The following is a 17,818-nucleotide window of genomic DNA, read 5'->3' on the forward strand; positions in this document are numbered from 1 at the left end:
GGGCTCACTACTTCTCGGTGAAGCCGAACTGCACGATTCCCTCGTCGTCGACGCTGGCGTCCACGGAGGCGTCCCCGAGCAGGTCGGCCGCGTCCTCGTCGAGGAAGATCCGGGCGCCCTGGTTGTCGACCACGTGGTCGCCCTCGGCGGGCCGTTCGACCAGCTCGACGGTGAGCGAGCCGGCGTCCGGGTCGGCGGCGATGCGTACCCCGCCGTCCTCCGCGACGTCCTGCTGGTTGGCGAGGTCTCGGATCACCATGACGGCGTTGTCGGTCATGGTCAGCATGGCGGAACTCCTCGTGTGTCCTGGGATTCGCGACCGGCCGCCGATGGCGGGCCGGGGGCGACAGGGACGTTGCCCGTCGCGGCTCGGGGCCCACGACAGGGCCCCTCAGACCCTACGGTGCCCGCTACCCGGGCGTCCGTCAACCGGGCCGCCGGCCTGTACCCGATCGGATGAAATCCGGCGAATCGCCCCGCCGCCGGCCCGGCCCGTGCTAGCAGGGCGGAGATTTTCTTCGCTCGACGCCCTTTCCTGGCAGATATCTCCGTGGCAGCATCACCGCATGCATCGTCGTCTCTTCCCCCGGACGCTCGCGCTGGTGGCCGTCGTCGCCGCCGCGGCCACCGCCGCCGCGCCCACCGCGACGGCCGAGTCGCCGACCCCCGCCGCGACCCGGCTCAACGCCACGATCGACGCAATCCTCGCCGACTCCCGCCTCGCCGGCGCCCAGGCCTCCGTCGTGGTCAAGGACGCCGCCAGCGGCGAGACCGTCTACCACCGCAACGGCGACCGCCGCCTCGTCCCCGCGTCCAACACCAAGCTGCTGACCTCGGCCGCCGCGCTGGAGCTGCTGGGCCCGGACCACCGCTTCCACACCGACGTGCTCGCCGGCGGGTCCCGCCGCGGCACCGTCGTCAACGGCGACCTCCACCTGCGCGGCGGGGGCGATCCGACGATGCTCGCCGCGGACTACGACGCGCTGGCCGCGAAGGTGGCCGCGTCCGGCATCCGTGTGGTGACCGGGAACCTGGTCGCCGACGACACCCGCTACGACGACACGCGGCTCGGTCCGGACTGGACGTGGGACGACGAGCCGTACTACTACGCGGCGCAGGTGTCCGCGCTGACCGTCACGCCGGACACCGACTACGACGCGGGCACCGTCATCGTCCACGCCGCCCCGGCCGCGGCACCCGGGGGCAGGCCGGTGGTCACCACCACGCCCGCCACCGGGTACCTCCGGATCGACAACCGGGCGACGACCGTCGCCGACGGCGACACGTCGATCTCCTTCGAGCGCGTGCACGGCGGCAACACCGTCGTGGTCACCGGCCAGATCGCCGTCGGGGACGCGCCGGCCAGCGACTGGGTCACGGTCTGGGAGCCCACCGGGTACGCGGCCGACGTCTTCCGTTCGGCGCTTCGCAAGCACGGCGTACGGGTGCTGGGCCGCACGGTCCTCGGCCGGCCCACGCCCGCCGGAGCGGCCGAGGTGGCCCGCCACGACTCGATGACCCTGGCGGAGCTGATGGTGCCGTTCCTCAAGCTCTCCAACAACGGGCACGCGGAGGTGCTCGCCAAGGAGATCGGCCGGGTGCTCGCCGGGTCCGGCACCTGGTCGGCCGGGATCGCCGCGATCAACGGGTACGTGGCCGGCGCCGGCATGGACCCGGCGACCTTCCGCCAGCGGGACGGCTCCGGGCTCTCCCGGCGCAACCTGGTCCCGGCGACCGAGTTCGTCGACCTGCTCACCGCCGTCCGCGCCGAGCCCTGGTTCCCCGCCTGGTACGCGGCCCTGCCGGTGGCCGGCGCGGCGGACCGCTTCGTCGGCGGGACGCTGCGCAGCCGGATGCGGGGCACGCCGGCGGCGGGCAACGTGCACGCCAAGACCGGCAGCCTGACCGGGGTCTCCGGCCTGTCCGGCTACGTCACCGACGCCGACGGCCGGCTGCTGGCGTTCTCCATCCTGCTCAACAACTACCTCGCCTCGTCCGTGAAGGGGCTCGAGGACCAGATCGCCGTGGCGCTGGCGTCGTACACCGAGAAGGACGCGACCGCCGCGCGGACCGCGCCACGGACCGTGGCCGAACCTCCGGCCGTCCCCGAGGACCGGGAGTGCTCCTGGGTGAAGCCCATCGCCTGCTGAGGACGGACGAACGGGCGGGGCTCCGGCGGAGGCCGGTGCGTCCGGGGCCGCCGGTGAGTCGTACCAGGTCCGGGCCCAGGGTGCGCGGCGGTCAGAGCCGTTCCAGCACCACCACGGGGATCTCGCGGGCGGTCTTCGCCTGGTAGCCGTCGTACGCCGGCCAGATCGCCACCATCGTGGACCACATGCGGGGCTTCTCCTCCGGCGTCGCGGTGCGGGCGCGGGCGGTGAACCGCTCGGCGCCGACCTGCACCTCGACCAGCGGCTCCTCGCGCAGGTTCAGGTACCACCCCGGGTGCTTCGGGTCGCCGCCCTGCGAGGCGACCACCAGGTAGGCGTCACCGTCGCGGCCGTAGATGAGGGCCGTCCGCCGGAGCTGGCCGCTGCGTCGCCCCCGCGTGGTCAGCAGCAGCGTGAAGACACCCGGCCGCCACTCGTGCCCCTCGGCGCCGTCGGTCTCCACGTACCGCCGGATGTGGTCGGCCACCCAGCCCTCGGGGCTGTCCAGCACCTGCTCACCCGTCGTCATGGGCCCTCCCGTCCTCAGTGGTCGACCTGCGGGCACCACGCTACCCCGACCGGCGGCGGGCAGCCGACGATCACTGCAACGCCACCGCCTGGAGGCTGACGCCGGCGCAGTCGTCCGTGAAGGCGTGCTCGGCGGTCCACGTCAGCACGAGCCGCGTACCCTCCGGCGTCTGGAAGCGGACGACGAACTCGGCGGACCGGCTGGTGTGCGGGTCCTCCACGCGCAGGGTGCGGGTCGGGCCGCCGCTGGAGAGCCGGGCGTCGAAGCGACCCCGGGCCATCCAGGTCCCGGCGTAGATGTGGACGGTCCGCAGTTGGCCGCTCCCCGTTATGGCGAGGGCGAAGCCGCGGCCGGCGCCGCAGGTGAAGACCCCGCGCGGAGTGCCGTCGGCCGCCTGCACGGGCGCGCCGTCCCGCCACCGGAAGGTCTCCTGGTTGCCGTCCCAGGAACCCCGGCGGCCGCTGCCGCCGTCGTCGCGGATCTCGCCGGAGCCGCCGCGCTTGCGCACGGTCGAGTCGTCGCCGTGCAGTCCCCAGTGGATCCAGTCCCGGGTGCCCACGGCGGTCAGGTCCACCTCGGCCGGCACCTCGTTCCGGGCCAGGGTGAGCACCGGTGGCGGCGTCGTCGGCGTGGGTGACGGGCTCGGCGGGCGCTGCCGGGGACGCAGGCCGGGTGAGGCCGGACCGGCGCCCGGCTGCGTACCGGGGAGAGCGCTCGGCCGGCCGACCCCGGCCGGCACGGTGCCGGTGGTCGGCGGCTCCTCCGGCGCCGGCTCGGAGTCGAAGTTGACGTACGAGAGCAGGGCGACGAGGCACGCGAGCACGGTGACGCCCTCGAGCGCCCAGCGTCGGCGCCGCCGGGCCCGGTCCAGCCGGCGAAGGGCGCTGCGGGTCCGCCCCGCCGTGGTCGAGGACCGGTGCCGGGCGCACAGCCGGTCACCCGGGTGCCGGCCGTGCCGAGGTCCACCGGTGCCCGGCCGCGTGACGTCCTCCTCCGGCACCGACCCTCCACTCCCCACCGTGCAGCACGCAGCGCCCGAACCGGCGGAAACGTTACACCGCCGTGGGCCGTTTCACGTTTGCATCAGATCGGACTTTCCGCCACCCCACGCCCGGCCGGTGTGCCCACTTCGTTACCCGCTGGTAGCGTTCCCAGCTCCGCATGCATCCCGTGCTCAGGGAGTAGTCACGACCGTCACTGGATCACGGTCCGCCGAGGTGGAAGCCGAGCGACTGGGCGATCACCACCGCCTGCTCGGCGTCGATGACCGCGCCCGCCCGCTCGACCTGCGTCGGGTCGAGCGCGGTCAGGTCGCTGCCACGGAGGTCGGCGCGGACCAATCGGGTGCGGTGCAGGGCCGCGCCGGACAGATCCACGCCGGTCACGGTGGCACCGGTCAGGTCGGCCGCGGTCAGGTCGGCCTCCCGCATGCGTACGCCGGTGATCCGCACCCCGCGCAGGTCGGCGCCGGGGAGCGCGACGAACGACCAGTCCCCGCCGTCGACGGTCAGCGGTCGGAGGTCGCACTCGGCGAAGGTGCTGCCGACCAGCTTGCAGCCGGTGAACTCGGCCTCGAAGAGGTTGCAGCGGCGGAACACGCACCGGGTGAAGGCCGAGTCGACGTGCCGGGAGGCGTTGAAGCGGACGTTGCCGAACGTGCACCCGGTGAAGACCGCGCCCCGGGTGAGCGCCTCGGTCAGGTCCACCCGGTGGAACTCGCAGCCGACGAAGTGCCGGTCGGTGATCTCCTCGCCGTACCAGTCCTCGTCGCGGAAGGTGGTCGCCTCGGTCAGCTCCGGCATCGACCCAGGCTACTGACCGGCACCGACATGTGTGGCCGGCCGCCCTTCCGGCCGCGGCGTACCGGCGGGTAGGTTCGCCGGTGTGAGCGTGGCACGCAGCATCGACCCGGACCAGATCGGCTTCGACCCCGCACGCCTGGCGCGGATCGACGAGCACTTCGGCAGGTACGTCGACGACGGACGGCTCGCCGGCTTCCAGGTGGTGGTGACCCGCCGCGGCGAGGTCGCGCACTCCTCGACGTACGGGCTGCGGGACGCCGAGGCGCAGGTCCCGGTGAAGGCGGACACGCTCTGGCGCATCTACTCGATGACCAAGCCGGTCACGTCGGTCGCCGCGATGATCCTCTGGGAGGAGGGCCGGTTCGAGCTGACCGACCCGATCAGCCGCTGGCTGCCGGAGTTCGCCGACCTCCGGGTCTACTCGAAGGGGTCGGCCCTCAAGCCGTACACGGTGCCCGCGGTCGAGCCGATCCGGGTCTGGCACCTGCTCACCCACACCGCCGGGCTGACGTACGGCTTCATGCAGACCTCGGTGGTCGACGGTCTCTACCGGGCCGCCGGGTACGACCTGTACCCGCCGGCTGACGTCGACCTTGCCACCGCCTGCGCAGCCTTCGGCGAGCTGCCGCTGCTCTTCCAGCCCGGCACCGCGTGGGGCTACTCGGTCGCTACCGACGTGCTCGGCCGGCTGGTCGAGGTGATCTCCGGGCAGAGCCTGGACGCGTTCTTCGCCGACCGGATCTTCCGCCCGCTGGGCATGACCGACACGCACTGGTGGGTGGAGGGCGACACCGCGGCGCGACTGGCCGCGCTGTACGCGCCGGACCCGCGCACCGGCCGCGCCTTCCGTTACGACAAGCTGGGCGCCCTGGCGTACGAGAAGCCGATCCTGCTCTCCGGCGGCGGTGGGCTCATCTCCAGCGCCGCCGACTACCACCGCTTCACCCAGATGCTGCTGCGCGGCGGCGAGTTGGACGGCGTACGCGTGCTCGGGCCGCGCACGGTGCGGTTCATGACCCGCAACCACCTGCCCGGCGGCAGGGACCTGGAGACGCTGTCCACCGGCGGCTTCGCCGAGACCACCCTGGAGGGCGTCGGCTTCGGGCTCGGGTTCGCCGTCGTGGAGGATCCGATCCCGTCCCGGGTGCCGAGCAGCGTCGGCGAGTACTACTGGGGCGGGGTGGCGAGCACGGCCTTCTGGGTCGACCCGGCCGAGGAGGTCACCGCGCTGTTCTTCACCCAACTGCTGCCGTCGAGCACCTGGCCGATCCGGCCGCAGCTGCGCCAACTGGTCTACTCGGCCCTGCTGGACTGAGAGCGTCATCGGCGTTCCCCGGCGGCGGGGCCTCGGCGTCCATAGCCTGGGGGCGTGAGCAGCATCGTCGTGTTCGGGGCGGGCGGGACGGCGGGGTCCCGGATCACCAGCGAGGCTTTCGAGCGGGGGCACCGGGTCACCGCCGCGGTGCGCCGGCCGGAGGCGACGTCGTACCTGCCGGCAGGGGTCCGGGTCGTCACCGGGGACGCGACCAGTGAGCGCAGCGTACGGGAGCTGGCGCCGGAGGCGGACGCGTTCGTGGTCGCGATCGGCGGTGACCAGCACGGCCTCTGGCTGAGCGCGGCCCGGACCCTGGTCGGCACGCTGCGCGACATGCGGGCCACGCCTCGGATCATCCACCTGGGCGGCGGGGCCACCCTGCTCACCCCGAAGGGGACCCGGATCCTCGACGAGCCGGACTTCCCCGAGGAGTACCGCGACGCGGCGCTCGGCCAGGCCGAAGCCTTGGACTTCTACCGCTCCTCCGCCGACGGGGTGAGCTGGACCTACGTCTCCCCGCCGCCGCTGGAGTTCCACCCGGGCGAGCGGACCGGGCGGTACCGCACCGGCGACGACCATCCGGTGACCGACCGCGAGGGCCGCTCGGTGCTCAGCTACCAGGACATGGCGGTGGTGATCGTGGACGAGATCGAGAACCCGCGCCACGAGAACACCCGCTTCACCGCCGCGTACTGATCAGTCGGCGAGGCGGGCGGGGAAGCCGCCGGTGGCGATCGGACCCCACGAGTCGATCGTGACCCGGATCAGCGACTTGCCCTGGCGGACCATCGCCGCCCGGTACTCGTCCCAGTCCGGGTGCTCACCGGAGATGCTGCGGTAGTACTCGACCAGCGGCTCCAGCGCCTCCGGCAGGTCCAGCACCTCGGCGGTGCCGTCGACCTGCACCCACGGGCCGTTCCAGTCGTCCGACAGCACGCAGGCGGCGACCCGGGGGTCGCGGCGGATGTTGGTCACCTTGGCCCGCTCCGGGTAGGTCGAGACGACCAGTCGCCCCTCGGCGTCGACGCCGGCGGAGACCGGGGACGACTGGGGCCGCCCGTCTGCGCGGGTGGTCATGAGGACGACCTTGTGCCGGGGGCGGAGGAACTCGATCAGCTCGGCCGGGTCGACGCGGGTGTTCGTCGCGATGCTCACCGCTCGTTTCTATCAGCTCGGCGGCACCGCGGAACGGCCGCGGGACGCGGCGGCGGGCTGGGTGGGGACGCGGGGCCGGACCGGCGGCCGCCAGGCACGGCCGTTGGCGTAGATCACCCGGAAGCCGAGGTACGAGGCGAGCGGCGCCCAGTGCGCCGAGCCCATCCGCAGTTCGGCGGCGTTGTGCCGCTGCCCGTTGGCGAGCACGTCGAGGAGCACGGTTTCGAACGCGGCCGATTCGACCCAGTCGACTTCCCGGGTGAAACCGCAGACCAGCGCCGCTCCGGTGGTCTCCAGGAAGTCGCGGAGCACCGCGTCGGAGGCGCGCAGAACCGAACAGCTGCCGAAATAGAGCCGCCGGCCCTCGCAACGACCGGCCATCCGCTCGGCCACGTCGGCGAGAGCCACCGATTCCCAGTCGGTGAGGCAGAGCCGGCTCGGTTCGCCGTGCATCGCGAAGAACCCCACGCGGTAGTCGGCGTACTGCTTGAGCAGCCAGCGGTCGACGAAGTAGAACAGCTCGTCCCGGGTCGCCGCGTCCTTGTGGATGAACCGGATCTTCCCGAGGCGCTCCAGCAGCTCCAGGGTGGGCAGGACGGACCCGCGCTCGTTGAGGTCGCGGTGCCACTGACCCTCGACGCAGAAGACGCCACCACGCGCCACGCGCCCACCTCCCTCACCCGCGGCGCTGACGTTACCGGCTCTCCGGGCGGCGGAAACATCACCCAGGGTGGGGCGGGACACGACGTTCCGTGCCGTTCCCGCCGTTCCCGCATTCTTGCGCGCCTCGGGGCGGAATGGGTGATTCGCAAATCACCGTAATTCACAGGCAAGACCCAGCAGGCGCGGGATCTGAGGACAATTCTCGTTTATCCCCGCCTAACCGTCCGACCAGTGTCAGGGTGGAAATCGCGGGACGTCCCGGTCGATGTCCCATCCCATTCGCTTCTCCTACCGGGAGGACTTCTGTGCGCATGAAGACCCTGAAACGGGCGCTGGTCGCGTTCGCCCTGGCGCTGCCCGGGGCCGCGATCGCCACCGTGGTCGCCGCACCGGCCGCCCACGCGGACGGCTGCTACACCTGGACACGCAACCTCTACCAGGGACGCTCCGGCGACGACGTCCGCCAGCTGCAGCTCCGCGTCGCCGGCTGGGCCGGCAACCGCGACATCGTGGAACTCGACGGCCGGTACGGACCGAAGACCGCCGCGGCGGTCCGGCGGTTCCAGTCCGCGTACGGGCTGCGGGCCGACGGTGTCGCCGGGCCGCAGACGTACGCCAAGCTCTACGAACTGCAGGACAACGACTGCACGCCCCGCCACTTCAGCTACAGCGAGATGGACGACGGCTGCGGCCGGGGCGGCTGGACCGGCGGCCCGCTCTCCCCGACGGAGACACGGCAGAACGCCCTGCGGACGATGTGGAAGCTGGAGGCGATGCGCCACAGCCTCGGCGACCAGCCGCTCCACGTCACCAGCGGCTTCCGCAGCCGGGCGTGCAACAACCAGGTCGGCGGGGCGCGGGACAGCCAGCACCTCTACGGCAACGCCGCCGACGTGGTGTCCCGCAGCCGGTCGCTGTGCGACGTGGCCCGCGACGCCCGCAACCGCGGCTTCAGCGGCATCATCGGCCCGGGAACGCCGGACCACGACGACCACGTGCACGTGGACTCCCGGCGCGAGAACAACCGGGACAACACGGCCAACACCACGAGCTGGTCGGCCCCGGACTGCGGGGTCCGCTGACGACCGCACCACCGGTCACGGCGACGCCGGCCCGGTCAGGGGTGGGGAAATCCCCCCGACCGGGCCGGCGTCGTGCGCCCCGAGCCTCGCGGGCGTACCTCCGCTCAGCTCGCCCGGGGCCAGCGCGGCGTGGCCGCCGGGGTCGTGCGGCCGTGGCCGGCAGGTCGGACCGCGGGCCGCGCGCCGGGCGCGGCCACCCGGGCGGCCGCCTGGCCACGCACCGGGTACGCGGGACGTGCCGGCGCGGCGGCCGCTGTGCGGGGCGGCGCGGCGGCCCCGGGACGTGCCGGCACCGACGCCGGCGTACGCGCCGGTCCGTTCACGGTGAACGGGAACGGCACGTGCACGAACGGGTTGCCGTGCCGCACCAGCGCGTCGACCTGCCGCTCGTTGAGGCCGTGTGTCAACAGCACCCGCCGGCCCCAGCGGTGCAACCGGCACGGATAGGTCGCGCCGTCGTTGCGGCACAGCGGCCCCGACGGCCACTCCTCCGCCCCGTGCACGACCACCGCCCGGACCGCGAGCCGGACGTCCTCGGGGGTCAGCGGCACCGGGACCGGCACCTCGCCCAGTACCTGATCGATGGGATCCGTCGACTGCTCACCAACTCGCACGGTAGGCCTCCCGCAGCTTCGGCAGCGGGGCGGCCGACGCGCCGCCCCACATCCTCGGCGGGGAGTACGTCGCCCGCCCTCGGAAGGTTCAATCCGGCCCGGCGACCACCATTCGCCTCAGACCAGGCCGGCGTCGTGGACCAGGAGGGCCACCTGGACGCGGTTGTTGAGGTCCAGCTTCACCAGCAGCCGGGACACGTACGCCTTGACCGTCGCCACACTCATGAACAGCTCCGCCGCGATCTCCGCGTTGCTGCTCCCCCGGCCGAGCGCGACCGCGACGTCCCGCTCCCGTTCGCTGAGCGTGGCGAGCTGCCGACGGGCCCGCTCCCGGCGCGGGTCAGGGCCGGCGGTCCCGGTGACGTGCGCGATCAGCTGGCGGGTGACCGTCGGGGAGAGGGTGGCCTCGCCGGCCGCCACCCGGCGGACGGCCTGCACGATCTCGGCGGGCGGGGTGTCCTTGAGCAGGAAGCCGCCCGCCCCGGCCCGCAGCGCCCGGAGCACCTGCTCGTCGGCGTCGAAGGTGGTCAGCACCAGCACCTCGGGCGGGTCGGGCGCGGACCGCAGCGCCTCGGTGGCGGCCAGCCCGTCGAGCCGGGGCATCCGGATGTCCATCAGCACGACGTCCGGCGCGTACGCGGCGACGGCCGCCGGGACTTCGGTGCCGTCGGCGGCCTCGCCCGCCACGGCCAGCTCCGGCGCGCCACCGATGATCATCGACAGGGCGGCCCGGACCAGCGGATCGTCGTCGACGATCAGGACCCGCACCGGACGCACCGGCGACGTGGTCGGTGCCGCTCCGTGCGGAGGCGTCACGCCGGCCACGGCAGCCACGCGGCGAGCCGGAAGTCCCCGGCGTCGTCCCGCCCGTACTCCAGCCGCCCGCCGGCCAGGCTGACCCGCTCGGCGATGCCGACCAGACCGGTTCCGGCGCCCGGCAGGCCGGGGTCGGTGCCGCCCCCCACCGGCCAGCGGTTGCGGACCTCCACGGCCAGCCCCTCCCCGGGTCCGCCGGCCAGCTCGACGGCGACCGCCGCGCCGGCGGCGTGCTTACGGGCGTTGGTCAGCCCCTCCTGCACGATCCGGTAGACGCTGCGTCCGACCGCGTCCGGCACCCGGTCGGATGCGGCCACCCGGTCGACGGTGTCCACCCGCACTCCGGCCGTCCGGGACTCCTCGATCAACGCGGGCACGTCGGCCAGGGTGGGCTGGGGCCGCTCCGGCTCCTCGGCGGCCGAGGTCTCCGCCCGGAGCACGCCGATCACCTCCCGCAGGTCCTGCTGCGCGGCGTGCGCGCTGGTCCGGATCACGCCGGCGGCCCGCGCCACCTCCTCGGGCGGGGCGTCCGGCCGGAACTCCAGCGCCCCGGCGTGCAGGCTGAGCAGCGAGATCCGGTGCGCGAGCACGTCGTGCATCTCGCGGGCGATGCGGGTGCGCTCCAGCTGGCGGGCCTGCGCCACCCGTAGCTGCTGCTCCGCCTCGGCCCGCTCGGCGCGCTCACGCAACGAGACGACCAGTTGCCGGCGGGCGCGGACGAACATCCCCCAGGCCAGCACGGTGACCGAGATGACGACCCCCCAGACGGTGGCCGCCCAGTACGACAGGTCGGGCTCCGGTCGCACGTACCCGAAGAGGAAGTTGGTCATCAGGCCGGCGGCGGTGACCGCCAGGGCGACGGCCGTACGGCAGTGCACGACCACCGTGAAGTAGATGATCAGCAGCGGGATCGCCGCCCCCATCGAGAAGGCGGTCAACGGCAGCGTGGCGACGGCCAGCCCGAGCGGCCAGCGGCGGCGGACCCAGAGCAGGGCGCAGCAGATGAGACCGATCACCGCGTCGACCGGGATCAACCAGCGCTGCTCCAGGGGTGCGGCGAGCTCCGGGTCGGGCAGGGTGGCGTCGACCGTCGCGAACGCCACCCAGCCGAGGGAGAGCAGGAACGCGAGGACGTCGACCACCCAGTCGCGCGTGGTGCGGCGGGGGCCGCGACCGGCCCGGTCCCCGGTGGTCAGCGAGCCTGGCAGCAGCCAGGGGTGGTCGGGTACGGCGGCGCTGGTCACGCCCCAAGCGTAGGCAGGCGCCGGAGCACCGGACCAGCTACCAAAGTCGACGGGCGAGCGCTACCTCGGTCGATGCGGCGACGACCGCCGGCCGCTGCCGGCGGCCGGGTGGCCCGGGCAGTGTGATCCGCATGATCACCGTCGAACACCTGACCAAGCGGTACGGGCGGCACACCGCCGTCGAGGACGTGTCGTTCCGCTGCGAGCCGGGCACCGTGACCGGGTTCCTCGGGCCGAACGGCGCCGGCAAGTCCACCACCATGCGCATGATCTGCGGTCTCACCCCGCCCAGCGCCGGCGCCGCCACGGTGAGCGGGCGCCCCTACCGGCAGCTGCCCAACCCGGGCCGGGAGGTGGGGGTGCTGCTCGACGCCTCGGCGCAGCACGCCGGGCGTACCGGCCGGGAGGCCCTGACGATCGCGGCGGCCACCATGGGCGTGGACCGGCGGGAGGTGGCCGCGAAGCTCGACCTCGTCGGGCTGGACGGGACCGCCGCGAAGCGCCGGGTACGGGCGTACTCGCTCGGGATGCGGCAGCGACTCGGCCTCGCGCACGCCCTGCTGGGCGACCCCCGGGTGCTGATCCTGGACGAGCCGGCCAACGGCCTGGACCCGGAGGGGATCTTCTGGATGCGCGGCCTGCTGCGCGACTTCGCCGACCGGGGCGGCACCGTGCTGCTCTCCTCGCACCTGCTGCGCGAGGTGGAGGCGGTCGCGGACCGGCTGGTGGTGATCGGGGGCGGCCGGATCGTGGCCCAGGGCGACAAGGGCGAACTGCTCGCCGGCGACCGGACGCTGGTCCGGGCCCGGGAGGTGGCGGCGCTGCGCCGCGCCCTGGACGCGGCCGGCCTGGCGGCGACCGTCGGCACCGACGCGTCGCTGCTGGTGCCGGCCACGCCCGAGGCGGTCGGGCGGGCCGCCGCCGACGCCGGCGTGCCGCTCACCGAACTGCGCCCCGCCGACGGCGGCGGTCTGGAACAGCTCTTCCTCACCCTCACCACCGAACCGTCGACCCGGGAGGCCGTCCGATGACCAGCACCGCCGCCACGACACCCGGCGAACAGGCCGGCGGCTCACGCCGTGCCGGGGCGCCGCCGGCCCATTCGTCCGTGACCCCGCGCGCTCCCCGGGAGGTACGCGGGCCGTCCCTGTTCCGACTCACCGGCGTGGAACTGCGCAAGCTCGCCGACACCCGGGCCGGGCTCTGGCTGCTCGTCACGATCGGCCTGCTCACCGCCGTCCTGGTCGCCGTGCAGCTGATCTGGGCGCCGGACGCCGACCAGACCTTCGTCGGGTTCTTCACCTCGTCGCTGCTGCCGGTGGGGCTGCTGCTGCCGGTGCTCGGCATCCTGTCGATCACGGCCGAGTGGTCGCAGCGCACCGCGCTGACCACGTTCGCCCTGGTGCCCCGCCGGGAACGCGTCATCGCCGCGAAGCTGGCCGCGGTTGTCGTGGCGGCACTCGCGTCGATCGTGACCAGCCTGGCCACCGCCGCGCTCGGTACGGCCATCGCGGGGGCGACCGGTGGCGCCGGCACCTGGCGGATCGAGGCTTCCCTGATCCTGCACGCCGTCGTCCTCCAGGTCGCCGGCGTGCTGATGGGTGCCGGCTTCGGCCTGCTGCTGCTCAACACGCCGCTGGCGATCGTGACCTACCTGCTGCTGCCGACGCTCTGGTCGGTGCTCGGCGGGCTGATCCGGCCGCTGCGCGAACCGGCGGGCTGGCTGGACACGGCCCGCACGATGGAACCGCTGTTCACCCCCGACGTCACCGCCGGGCAGTGGGGCCGGTTGGCGGTGTCGCTGCTGGTGTGGATGGTCGTACCCCTGGCGGCCGGCCTGGTGCGGACCCTGCGGCGCGAGGCGGCGTGACCGTGGACGGTCTCGACGGTCCCACCGTCGTCGCCGGCGGCCGGGCGGAGCTGGTGCTGTTCTGGGCTGGCTTCCCGCTGGTCGGGGCGGCGGCGGGCGGGGCGCTCGCCGCCACCTCCGACTGGCTCGCGGGGCAGTCCTGGGTACCGGTCCAGGGACTGTTCGAGCTGGCCGCCCGGCTGCCCGACGCGTACGCGACGGCCGGCGGCGTGGTGCTCGGGACGCTCGCCGGGCTGGTGATGGCGGGCATCGCCACCGCGGAGCGGCTCGCCGTCGCCGTCGACCGGGAACGGGTCCGGCTGCACCGGCCCGGTGGGCCCGCGCGGGAGGTGGCCCGGCGGGACACCCGTGCCGTGTTCGTCGACGGGAAGGCGCTGGTGCTGCTCGGCCCGGACGAGGGGGAGCTGGCGCGGGAACGGTCCGACCTGCCGGCCGGGCGGCTCGAGGAGGCGTTCCGGTTCCACGGCTGGCCGTGGACGGACGCGGATCCGCACCGGGACGCGTACCGGCGGTGGGTGCCGGGGCTGCCCGGCCTGCCGGCGGAGGCGGACGCGCTGCTGCGGGCCCGGCAGCGGGCGCTCGACGCCAGCCGGGACGGCGAGGCCCGCGAGCTGCGGGGCGACCTGGCCCGCTCCGGGGTGGTCGTCCGCGACGACGGACGCCGGCAGTACTGGCGGCTCACCCGGTCGGCGCCGGAGCAAGGACGCGACTTCTCCTGAGCCCGACCGTCACGGCCGGTAGCGTTGCGGTTACACCGGGCACAGGGGGCGCGGATGACCGAGGAGCAGCCGTACCGGGTGGTGGCCCGGCACTCCGCCTTCGAACTGCGCCGCTACCCGGCACACCTCGCGGCGGAGATGCTCGTCGAGGGGGAGTTCGACGGGGTCGCCCGGGAGGCGCTCCCGCCGCTGGCCGCGTACCTGTCCGGGGCCGACCGGTCCCGGCCCCGGCCGGGCATTGCGAGGGTGCGGGAGGCGGCGCCGAAGGCCATCCCGAGGACCGCACCGGTCGTGCAGGAGGAGAGCGACCGGCCGGGCTGCTGGCTGGTGCGGTTGGTGATGCCGGCCGACGTCACGCCCGCCACCCTGCCCGAGCCGGCCGATCCGCGGGTGCGGACCCGGGAGATCCCCGAACAGCTCGCCGCCGCCGTCCGGTTCTCCGGGCGGGGGACGGCCACGGAGTTCGACCGCCGGGCCACCGCACTGGGCCGGGCGGTCACCGCCGCCGGCCTTCAACCGGCCGGCGCCATCCGGTACGCCCGATACGACCCACCGTGGCGGCCGTGGTTCCTGCGCCGCAACGAGGTGGTGCTACCGGTCGCCGAATGAGGACCGGCGCCCGGCCGATTCGCGCGGCCCACGCCGGGGTAACGACGCCACACGCCACGGGTTGGGAGAAGGGGGACGACGATGACCTCCACAGGACGCGTCACCGGTAGCGGAATGTTCCGTCGCAAGCCGGTCGAGGAGATCGCCGACACCAGCGAGGAGCAGCTGTCGCGGTCGCTTGGACTCTGGCAGCTCACCGCGATCGGTGTGGGCGGCATCATCGGCGCGGGCATCTTCGCCCTGGCCGGTGCGGTGGCGAACGAGACGGCCGGGCCAGCCGTGCTGATCTCGTTTCTGGTCGCCGGCCTGGCCAGCGCGGCGGCCGCCCTCTCGTACGCCGAGTTCGCCGGCATGATCCCGAAGGCCGGCTCGGCCTACACCTATGGGTACGTGGTGCTCGGCGAGGCGGTGGGCTGGTTCATCGGCTGGGACCTGCTGCTGGAGTACACGGCGATCGTCGCCGTGGTGGCGATCGGTATCTCCGGTTACTTCGCGTTCCTCGTCGGCGAACTGGGTGTGGAACTGCCCGCCTGGATGCTCGGCGCGCCGGGCACCGGCGAGGGGCACGTGGTCGACCTGTTCGCCATGATCCTCTGCCTGCTCATCGCGTTCCTGCTCAACCAGGGCATCAAGACCGCCGCCCGGTTCGAGACGTTCGTCGTCGGGTTGAAGGTCGCGGTGGTGCTGCTGGTCATCGTCGTCGGCTTCTTCTACGTCAAGGCCGACAACTACTCGCCGTTCTTCCCGTTCGGGGTCGGCGGGGCGATCACCGGCGCGGCGACGGTGTTCTTCGCCGTCTTCGGGTACGACGCGATGAGCACCGCCGCCGAGGAGTCCCGGGACGCCCGCCGGCACATGCCCAAGGCGATCATCTACTCCCTGGCCATCTCGATGGTCCTGTACGTGCTGGCGACCCTGGTGCTGACCGGCATGCAGAACTACACCCAGATCGACTCGGAGAGCGGCTTCTCCTCCGCGTTCGCCTCGGTCGGCCTCGACGGCGTGGCCAGCATCATCGCGGTCGGCGCGATCATCGGAATCCTGACCGTGATGTTCACCTTCATGCTCGGCGTCACCCGGGTGTGGTATTCGATGAGCCGGGACGGCCTGCTGCCGGCCTGGTTCGCCAAGCTGCACCCGGTCCGCCGGGTGCCGAGCCGGGTCACCTGGATCGTCGGCATCGGGTCGGCGCTGCTCGCCGGCGTCCTGCCGATCCGGGAGGCCGCCGAGCTGACCAACATCGGGATCCTGCTCGCCTTCGTGGTGGTCTGCATCGCGGTGATCGTGCTGCGCTACCGCCGCCCGGACGCCGCGCGGACCTTCCGGCTCCCGGGCATGCCGGTGGTGCCGGCGCTGGGCGCGATCTTCTCGGTCTGGCTGATCACCTTCCTGGCTCCGGAGACGTGGCTGCGGTTCGCGGTGTGGTTCGTGCTCGGCGCCCTGATCTACGCCTTCTACGGCTACCGCCGCTCGAAGCTCGGCGGCCGAGACGAGTCGTCCGGATCCACCGGCCCCCGTGGACCGGCCCGGTAGGGCGGTGGCCCGCCGAGTGCGGGAGTCCACGCGAGCGGCGCCGGAGTTAGGCTGCGTCGCGAGCGGAGGGAGGCGGGTGGATGACGCGTTGGGTCGCCCTGCTGCGCGGGATCAACGTCGGCGGTGTCCGCCTCGCGATGGCGGATCTGCGCCGTCTCGTCGCCGACCTCGGTCACCAGGACGTGAAGACCCACCTCCAGAGCGGCAACGTGGTCTTCGGCAGCACCGTCCGCGACGCCGACGTCCTCGCCCGGGGCATCGAGCGGGCGCTCGCCGACGAGCTGGGGCTCACCGTGCCGGTGCTGGTCCGCAGCGGCCGGGAGATGGCGGCGGTGGCCGGCGGCAACCCGTACGCCGACCGGGAGGACGACCCGACGCGGCTGCTGGTGGCCTTCCTCGCCACCGCGCCGGAGACGTCGGCGGTGGCCGGGCTCACCGTGCCGGGCGGCGAGACCGTGGCGTTCACGGTCACCGGCCGGGAGGTGTTCCTGCACTACCCGGACGGCGGCTACGGCCGGTCGAAGTTCACCAACGCGTACCTGGAGAAGAAGCTGGGCGTCGTGGCGACCACGCGGAACTGGCGGTCGGTGCGCGCGCTCGCGGAGCTGACGGCGTAACGGTTCGGCCATGGGCGACGGCCGGCGGCGAACCATGCCGCCCAGGTCACCCGCGACGGTCCTCTTCGACGAGGTCGGGTGAGCCAGGATCACTGGTTGGAGGGCGCACGACGGCGGGTACGCCCTTCCGGTGACCGCGTCACGGGTGTGGAAGCGCTTCCCGGCCCGTGGCGCTCCGCCGACGGGTTAAGGAGCCGCAGTGGCCAGCACAGTTCCGAACATCAGCCTGAACGACGGCAACAGCATCCCGCAGCTCGGCTTCGGGGTGTTCCAGATCGACCCGAAGGACACCGTGCAGGCGGTGCGCGCCGCCCTGGACGTCGGCTACCGGCACATCGACACCGCCGAGATGTACGGCAACGAGGCCGAGGTGGGTCAGGCGGTCCGCGAGTCGGGGCTGGACCGCCGGGAGGTCTTCATCACGAGCAAGCTCAACAACGGCTTCCACCGGCCGGACGACGCGCGGCGGGCGTTCGACTCCACGCTCGAGGCCCTGAAGATGGACTACATCGACCTCTTCCTCATCCACTGGCCGCTGCCCACCCTCTACGACGGCGACTTCGTGTCGGCCTGGAAGACGCTGGAGGAGTTCCGGCGCGACGGCCGGGCCCGCTCGATCGGGGTGTCGAACTTCCAGGTGGCGCACCTGGAACGGCTCGCCGCCGAGACCGGCACGGTGCCGGCGGTGAACCAGATCGAGGTGCACCCGTACTTCGGCAACGAGGAGGTACGCGCGTACGACCGGGGGCGGGACATCCTGACCGAGGCGTGGTCGCCGATCGCGCAGGGGAAGGTGCTCGACGACCCGACCGTCATCGACATCGCCGAGCAGGTGGGCCGGACGCCCGCGCAGGTCGTGCTGCGCTGGCACGTGCAGCGCGGTGACATCGTCTTCCCGAAGTCGGTCACGCCGTCGCGGATCGAGGAGAACTTCCGGATCTTCGACTTCGAGCTGGACGACGCGACGATGGAGCGGATCACCGCGCTCGACAAGGGCGAGGCGGGCCGGCAGGGCCCCGACCCGGACACGTTCGACTACGTCCCCCGCTAACGTAACGCGACGGATGATCACGGCGCTGTCTGGCGGGGCTCGGAAGCAG

20 protein-coding genes are annotated in these 17,818 nt (G+C 73.4%); 11 read left to right on the forward strand and 9 right to left on the reverse strand.

From position 1 onward, the window contains the following. Positions 1–7: 7 nt before the first annotated feature. Positions 8–286 carry an adhesin gene (locus tag ACTMS0_RS23825; RefSeq protein ID WP_441157477.1) on the reverse strand — a complete coding sequence of 93 codons (279 nt, stop codon included), beginning with the start codon at positions 284–286 and terminating at the stop codon, positions 8–10. 280 nt (positions 287–566) lie between these two features. On the opposite strand from ACTMS0_RS23825, the gene dacB reads away from it, so the two are divergent. Next, positions 567–2,150, forward strand: coding sequence for a D-alanyl-D-alanine carboxypeptidase/D-alanyl-D-alanine endopeptidase (dacB, locus tag ACTMS0_RS23830; protein WP_441157478.1), 1,584 nt, complete (start codon positions 567–569; stop codon positions 2,148–2,150). Between the two features lie 91 nt (positions 2,151–2,241). Here the strand turns inward: dacB and ACTMS0_RS23835 are convergent, their stop codons facing one another. From ACTMS0_RS23835 to ACTMS0_RS23845, 3 genes are all read right to left on the reverse strand, one after another. Then, positions 2,242–2,679: a nitroreductase family deazaflavin-dependent oxidoreductase gene (locus ACTMS0_RS23835; protein WP_441157479.1), complete on the reverse strand. Its 438-nt coding sequence runs from the start codon at positions 2,677–2,679 to the stop codon at positions 2,242–2,244. A 70-nt stretch (positions 2,680–2,749) separates the two neighbouring features. Continuing rightward, positions 2,750–3,679 carry a hypothetical protein gene (locus ACTMS0_RS23840; RefSeq protein ID WP_441157480.1) on the reverse strand — a complete coding sequence of 310 codons (930 nt, stop codon included), beginning with the start codon at positions 3,677–3,679 and terminating at the stop codon, positions 2,750–2,752. Positions 3,680–3,881: 202 nt separating this feature from the next. Then, entirely contained in the window at positions 3,882–4,481 is a 600-nt protein-coding gene (locus ACTMS0_RS23845; RefSeq protein ID WP_441157481.1) for a pentapeptide repeat-containing protein, read from the reverse strand. Positions 4,482–4,563: 82 nt separating this feature from the next. Here ACTMS0_RS23845 and ACTMS0_RS23850 point away from each other — a divergent pair, with 82 nt between their 5' ends. After that, positions 4,564–5,796, forward strand: coding sequence for a serine hydrolase domain-containing protein (locus ACTMS0_RS23850; protein WP_441157482.1), 1,233 nt, complete (start codon positions 4,564–4,566; stop codon positions 5,794–5,796). A 54-nt stretch (positions 5,797–5,850) separates the two neighbouring features. After that, on the forward strand, positions 5,851–6,492 hold the full coding sequence (locus ACTMS0_RS23855) for an NAD(P)-dependent oxidoreductase (protein ID WP_441157483.1): 642 nt from the start codon (positions 5,851–5,853) through the stop codon (positions 6,490–6,492). Here the strand turns inward: ACTMS0_RS23855 and ACTMS0_RS23860 are convergent, their stop codons facing one another. Together ACTMS0_RS23860 and ACTMS0_RS23865 are read right to left on the reverse strand one after the other, a co-directional pair. After that, the gene (locus tag ACTMS0_RS23860; RefSeq protein WP_441157484.1) at positions 6,493–6,951 is read right to left on the reverse strand and encodes a PPOX class F420-dependent oxidoreductase; all 459 of its coding nucleotides are present in this window, start codon (positions 6,949–6,951) and stop codon (positions 6,493–6,495) included. Between the two features lie 12 nt (positions 6,952–6,963). Then, complete coding sequence (locus ACTMS0_RS23865; RefSeq protein WP_441157485.1) at positions 6,964–7,614, reverse strand: DUF6642 family protein; 651 nt, start codon at positions 7,612–7,614, stop codon at positions 6,964–6,966. A 305-nt stretch (positions 7,615–7,919) separates the two neighbouring features. Here ACTMS0_RS23865 and ACTMS0_RS23870 point away from each other — a divergent pair, with 305 nt between their 5' ends. Further along, positions 7,920–8,696 (forward strand): D-Ala-D-Ala carboxypeptidase family metallohydrolase, encoded by a 777-nt coding sequence (locus ACTMS0_RS23870; protein WP_441157486.1) that lies wholly within the window; start codon positions 7,920–7,922, stop codon positions 8,694–8,696. 104 nt (positions 8,697–8,800) lie between these two features. Here ACTMS0_RS23870 and ACTMS0_RS23875 read toward each other — a convergent pair whose 3' ends face one another. The 3 genes from ACTMS0_RS23875 to ACTMS0_RS23885 form a co-directional block, all read right to left on the reverse strand. Continuing rightward, entirely contained in the window at positions 8,801–9,310 is a 510-nt protein-coding gene (locus ACTMS0_RS23875; protein WP_441157487.1) for a hypothetical protein, read from the reverse strand. Positions 9,311–9,427: 117 nt separating this feature from the next. Continuing rightward, positions 9,428–10,144, reverse strand: coding sequence for a response regulator (locus ACTMS0_RS23880; protein ID WP_441157488.1), 717 nt, complete (start codon positions 10,142–10,144; stop codon positions 9,428–9,430). Continuing rightward, positions 10,123–11,370 carry a sensor histidine kinase gene (locus tag ACTMS0_RS23885; protein WP_441157489.1) on the reverse strand — a complete coding sequence of 416 codons (1,248 nt, stop codon included), beginning with the start codon at positions 11,368–11,370 and terminating at the stop codon, positions 10,123–10,125. The genes ACTMS0_RS23880 and ACTMS0_RS23885 overlap by 22 nt, the downstream gene beginning before the upstream one ends. 131 nt (positions 11,371–11,501) lie before the next feature. Here ACTMS0_RS23885 and ACTMS0_RS23890 point away from each other — a divergent pair, with 131 nt between their 5' ends. The 7 genes from ACTMS0_RS23890 to ACTMS0_RS23920 all read left to right on the forward strand — a co-directional run bounded on the left by ACTMS0_RS23890 (position 11,502) and on the right by ACTMS0_RS23920 (position 17,769). Then, the gene (locus ACTMS0_RS23890) at positions 11,502–12,401 is read left to right on the forward strand and encodes an ABC transporter ATP-binding protein (RefSeq protein WP_441157490.1); all 900 of its coding nucleotides are present in this window, start codon (positions 11,502–11,504) and stop codon (positions 12,399–12,401) included. Continuing rightward, on the forward strand, positions 12,398–13,240 hold the full coding sequence (locus ACTMS0_RS23895) for an ABC transporter permease (protein WP_441157491.1): 843 nt from the start codon (positions 12,398–12,400) through the stop codon (positions 13,238–13,240). The genes ACTMS0_RS23890 and ACTMS0_RS23895 overlap by 4 nt, the downstream gene beginning before the upstream one ends. Beyond that, positions 13,237–13,959, forward strand: a complete 723-nt coding sequence (locus ACTMS0_RS23900) for a YqeB family protein (RefSeq protein WP_441157492.1) — start codon at positions 13,237–13,239, stop codon at positions 13,957–13,959. The genes ACTMS0_RS23895 and ACTMS0_RS23900 overlap by 4 nt, the downstream gene beginning before the upstream one ends. A 54-nt stretch (positions 13,960–14,013) precedes the next feature. Next, complete coding sequence (locus ACTMS0_RS23905; protein WP_441157493.1) at positions 14,014–14,568, forward strand: SOUL family heme-binding protein; 555 nt, start codon at positions 14,014–14,016, stop codon at positions 14,566–14,568. A gap of 81 nt (positions 14,569–14,649) precedes the next feature. Continuing rightward, positions 14,650–16,101, forward strand: coding sequence for an amino acid permease (locus ACTMS0_RS23910; RefSeq protein WP_441157494.1), 1,452 nt, complete (start codon positions 14,650–14,652; stop codon positions 16,099–16,101). An 80-nt stretch (positions 16,102–16,181) separates the two neighbouring features. After that, the gene (locus ACTMS0_RS23915) at positions 16,182–16,718 is read left to right on the forward strand and encodes a DUF1697 domain-containing protein (RefSeq protein ID WP_441157495.1); all 537 of its coding nucleotides are present in this window, start codon (positions 16,182–16,184) and stop codon (positions 16,716–16,718) included. Positions 16,719–16,917: 199 nt separating this feature from the next. Further along, a complete protein-coding gene (locus tag ACTMS0_RS23920) occupies positions 16,918–17,769 on the forward strand; it encodes an aldo/keto reductase (protein WP_441157496.1) in 852 nt (283 codons plus the stop codon). The last annotated feature ends 49 nt before the right edge of the window (positions 17,770–17,818 follow it).

The sequence above is a fragment of the Micromonospora sp. H33 genome (assembly GCF_052068455.1).
Classification (GTDB): Bacteria; Actinomycetota; Actinomycetes; order Mycobacteriales; family Micromonosporaceae; genus Micromonospora.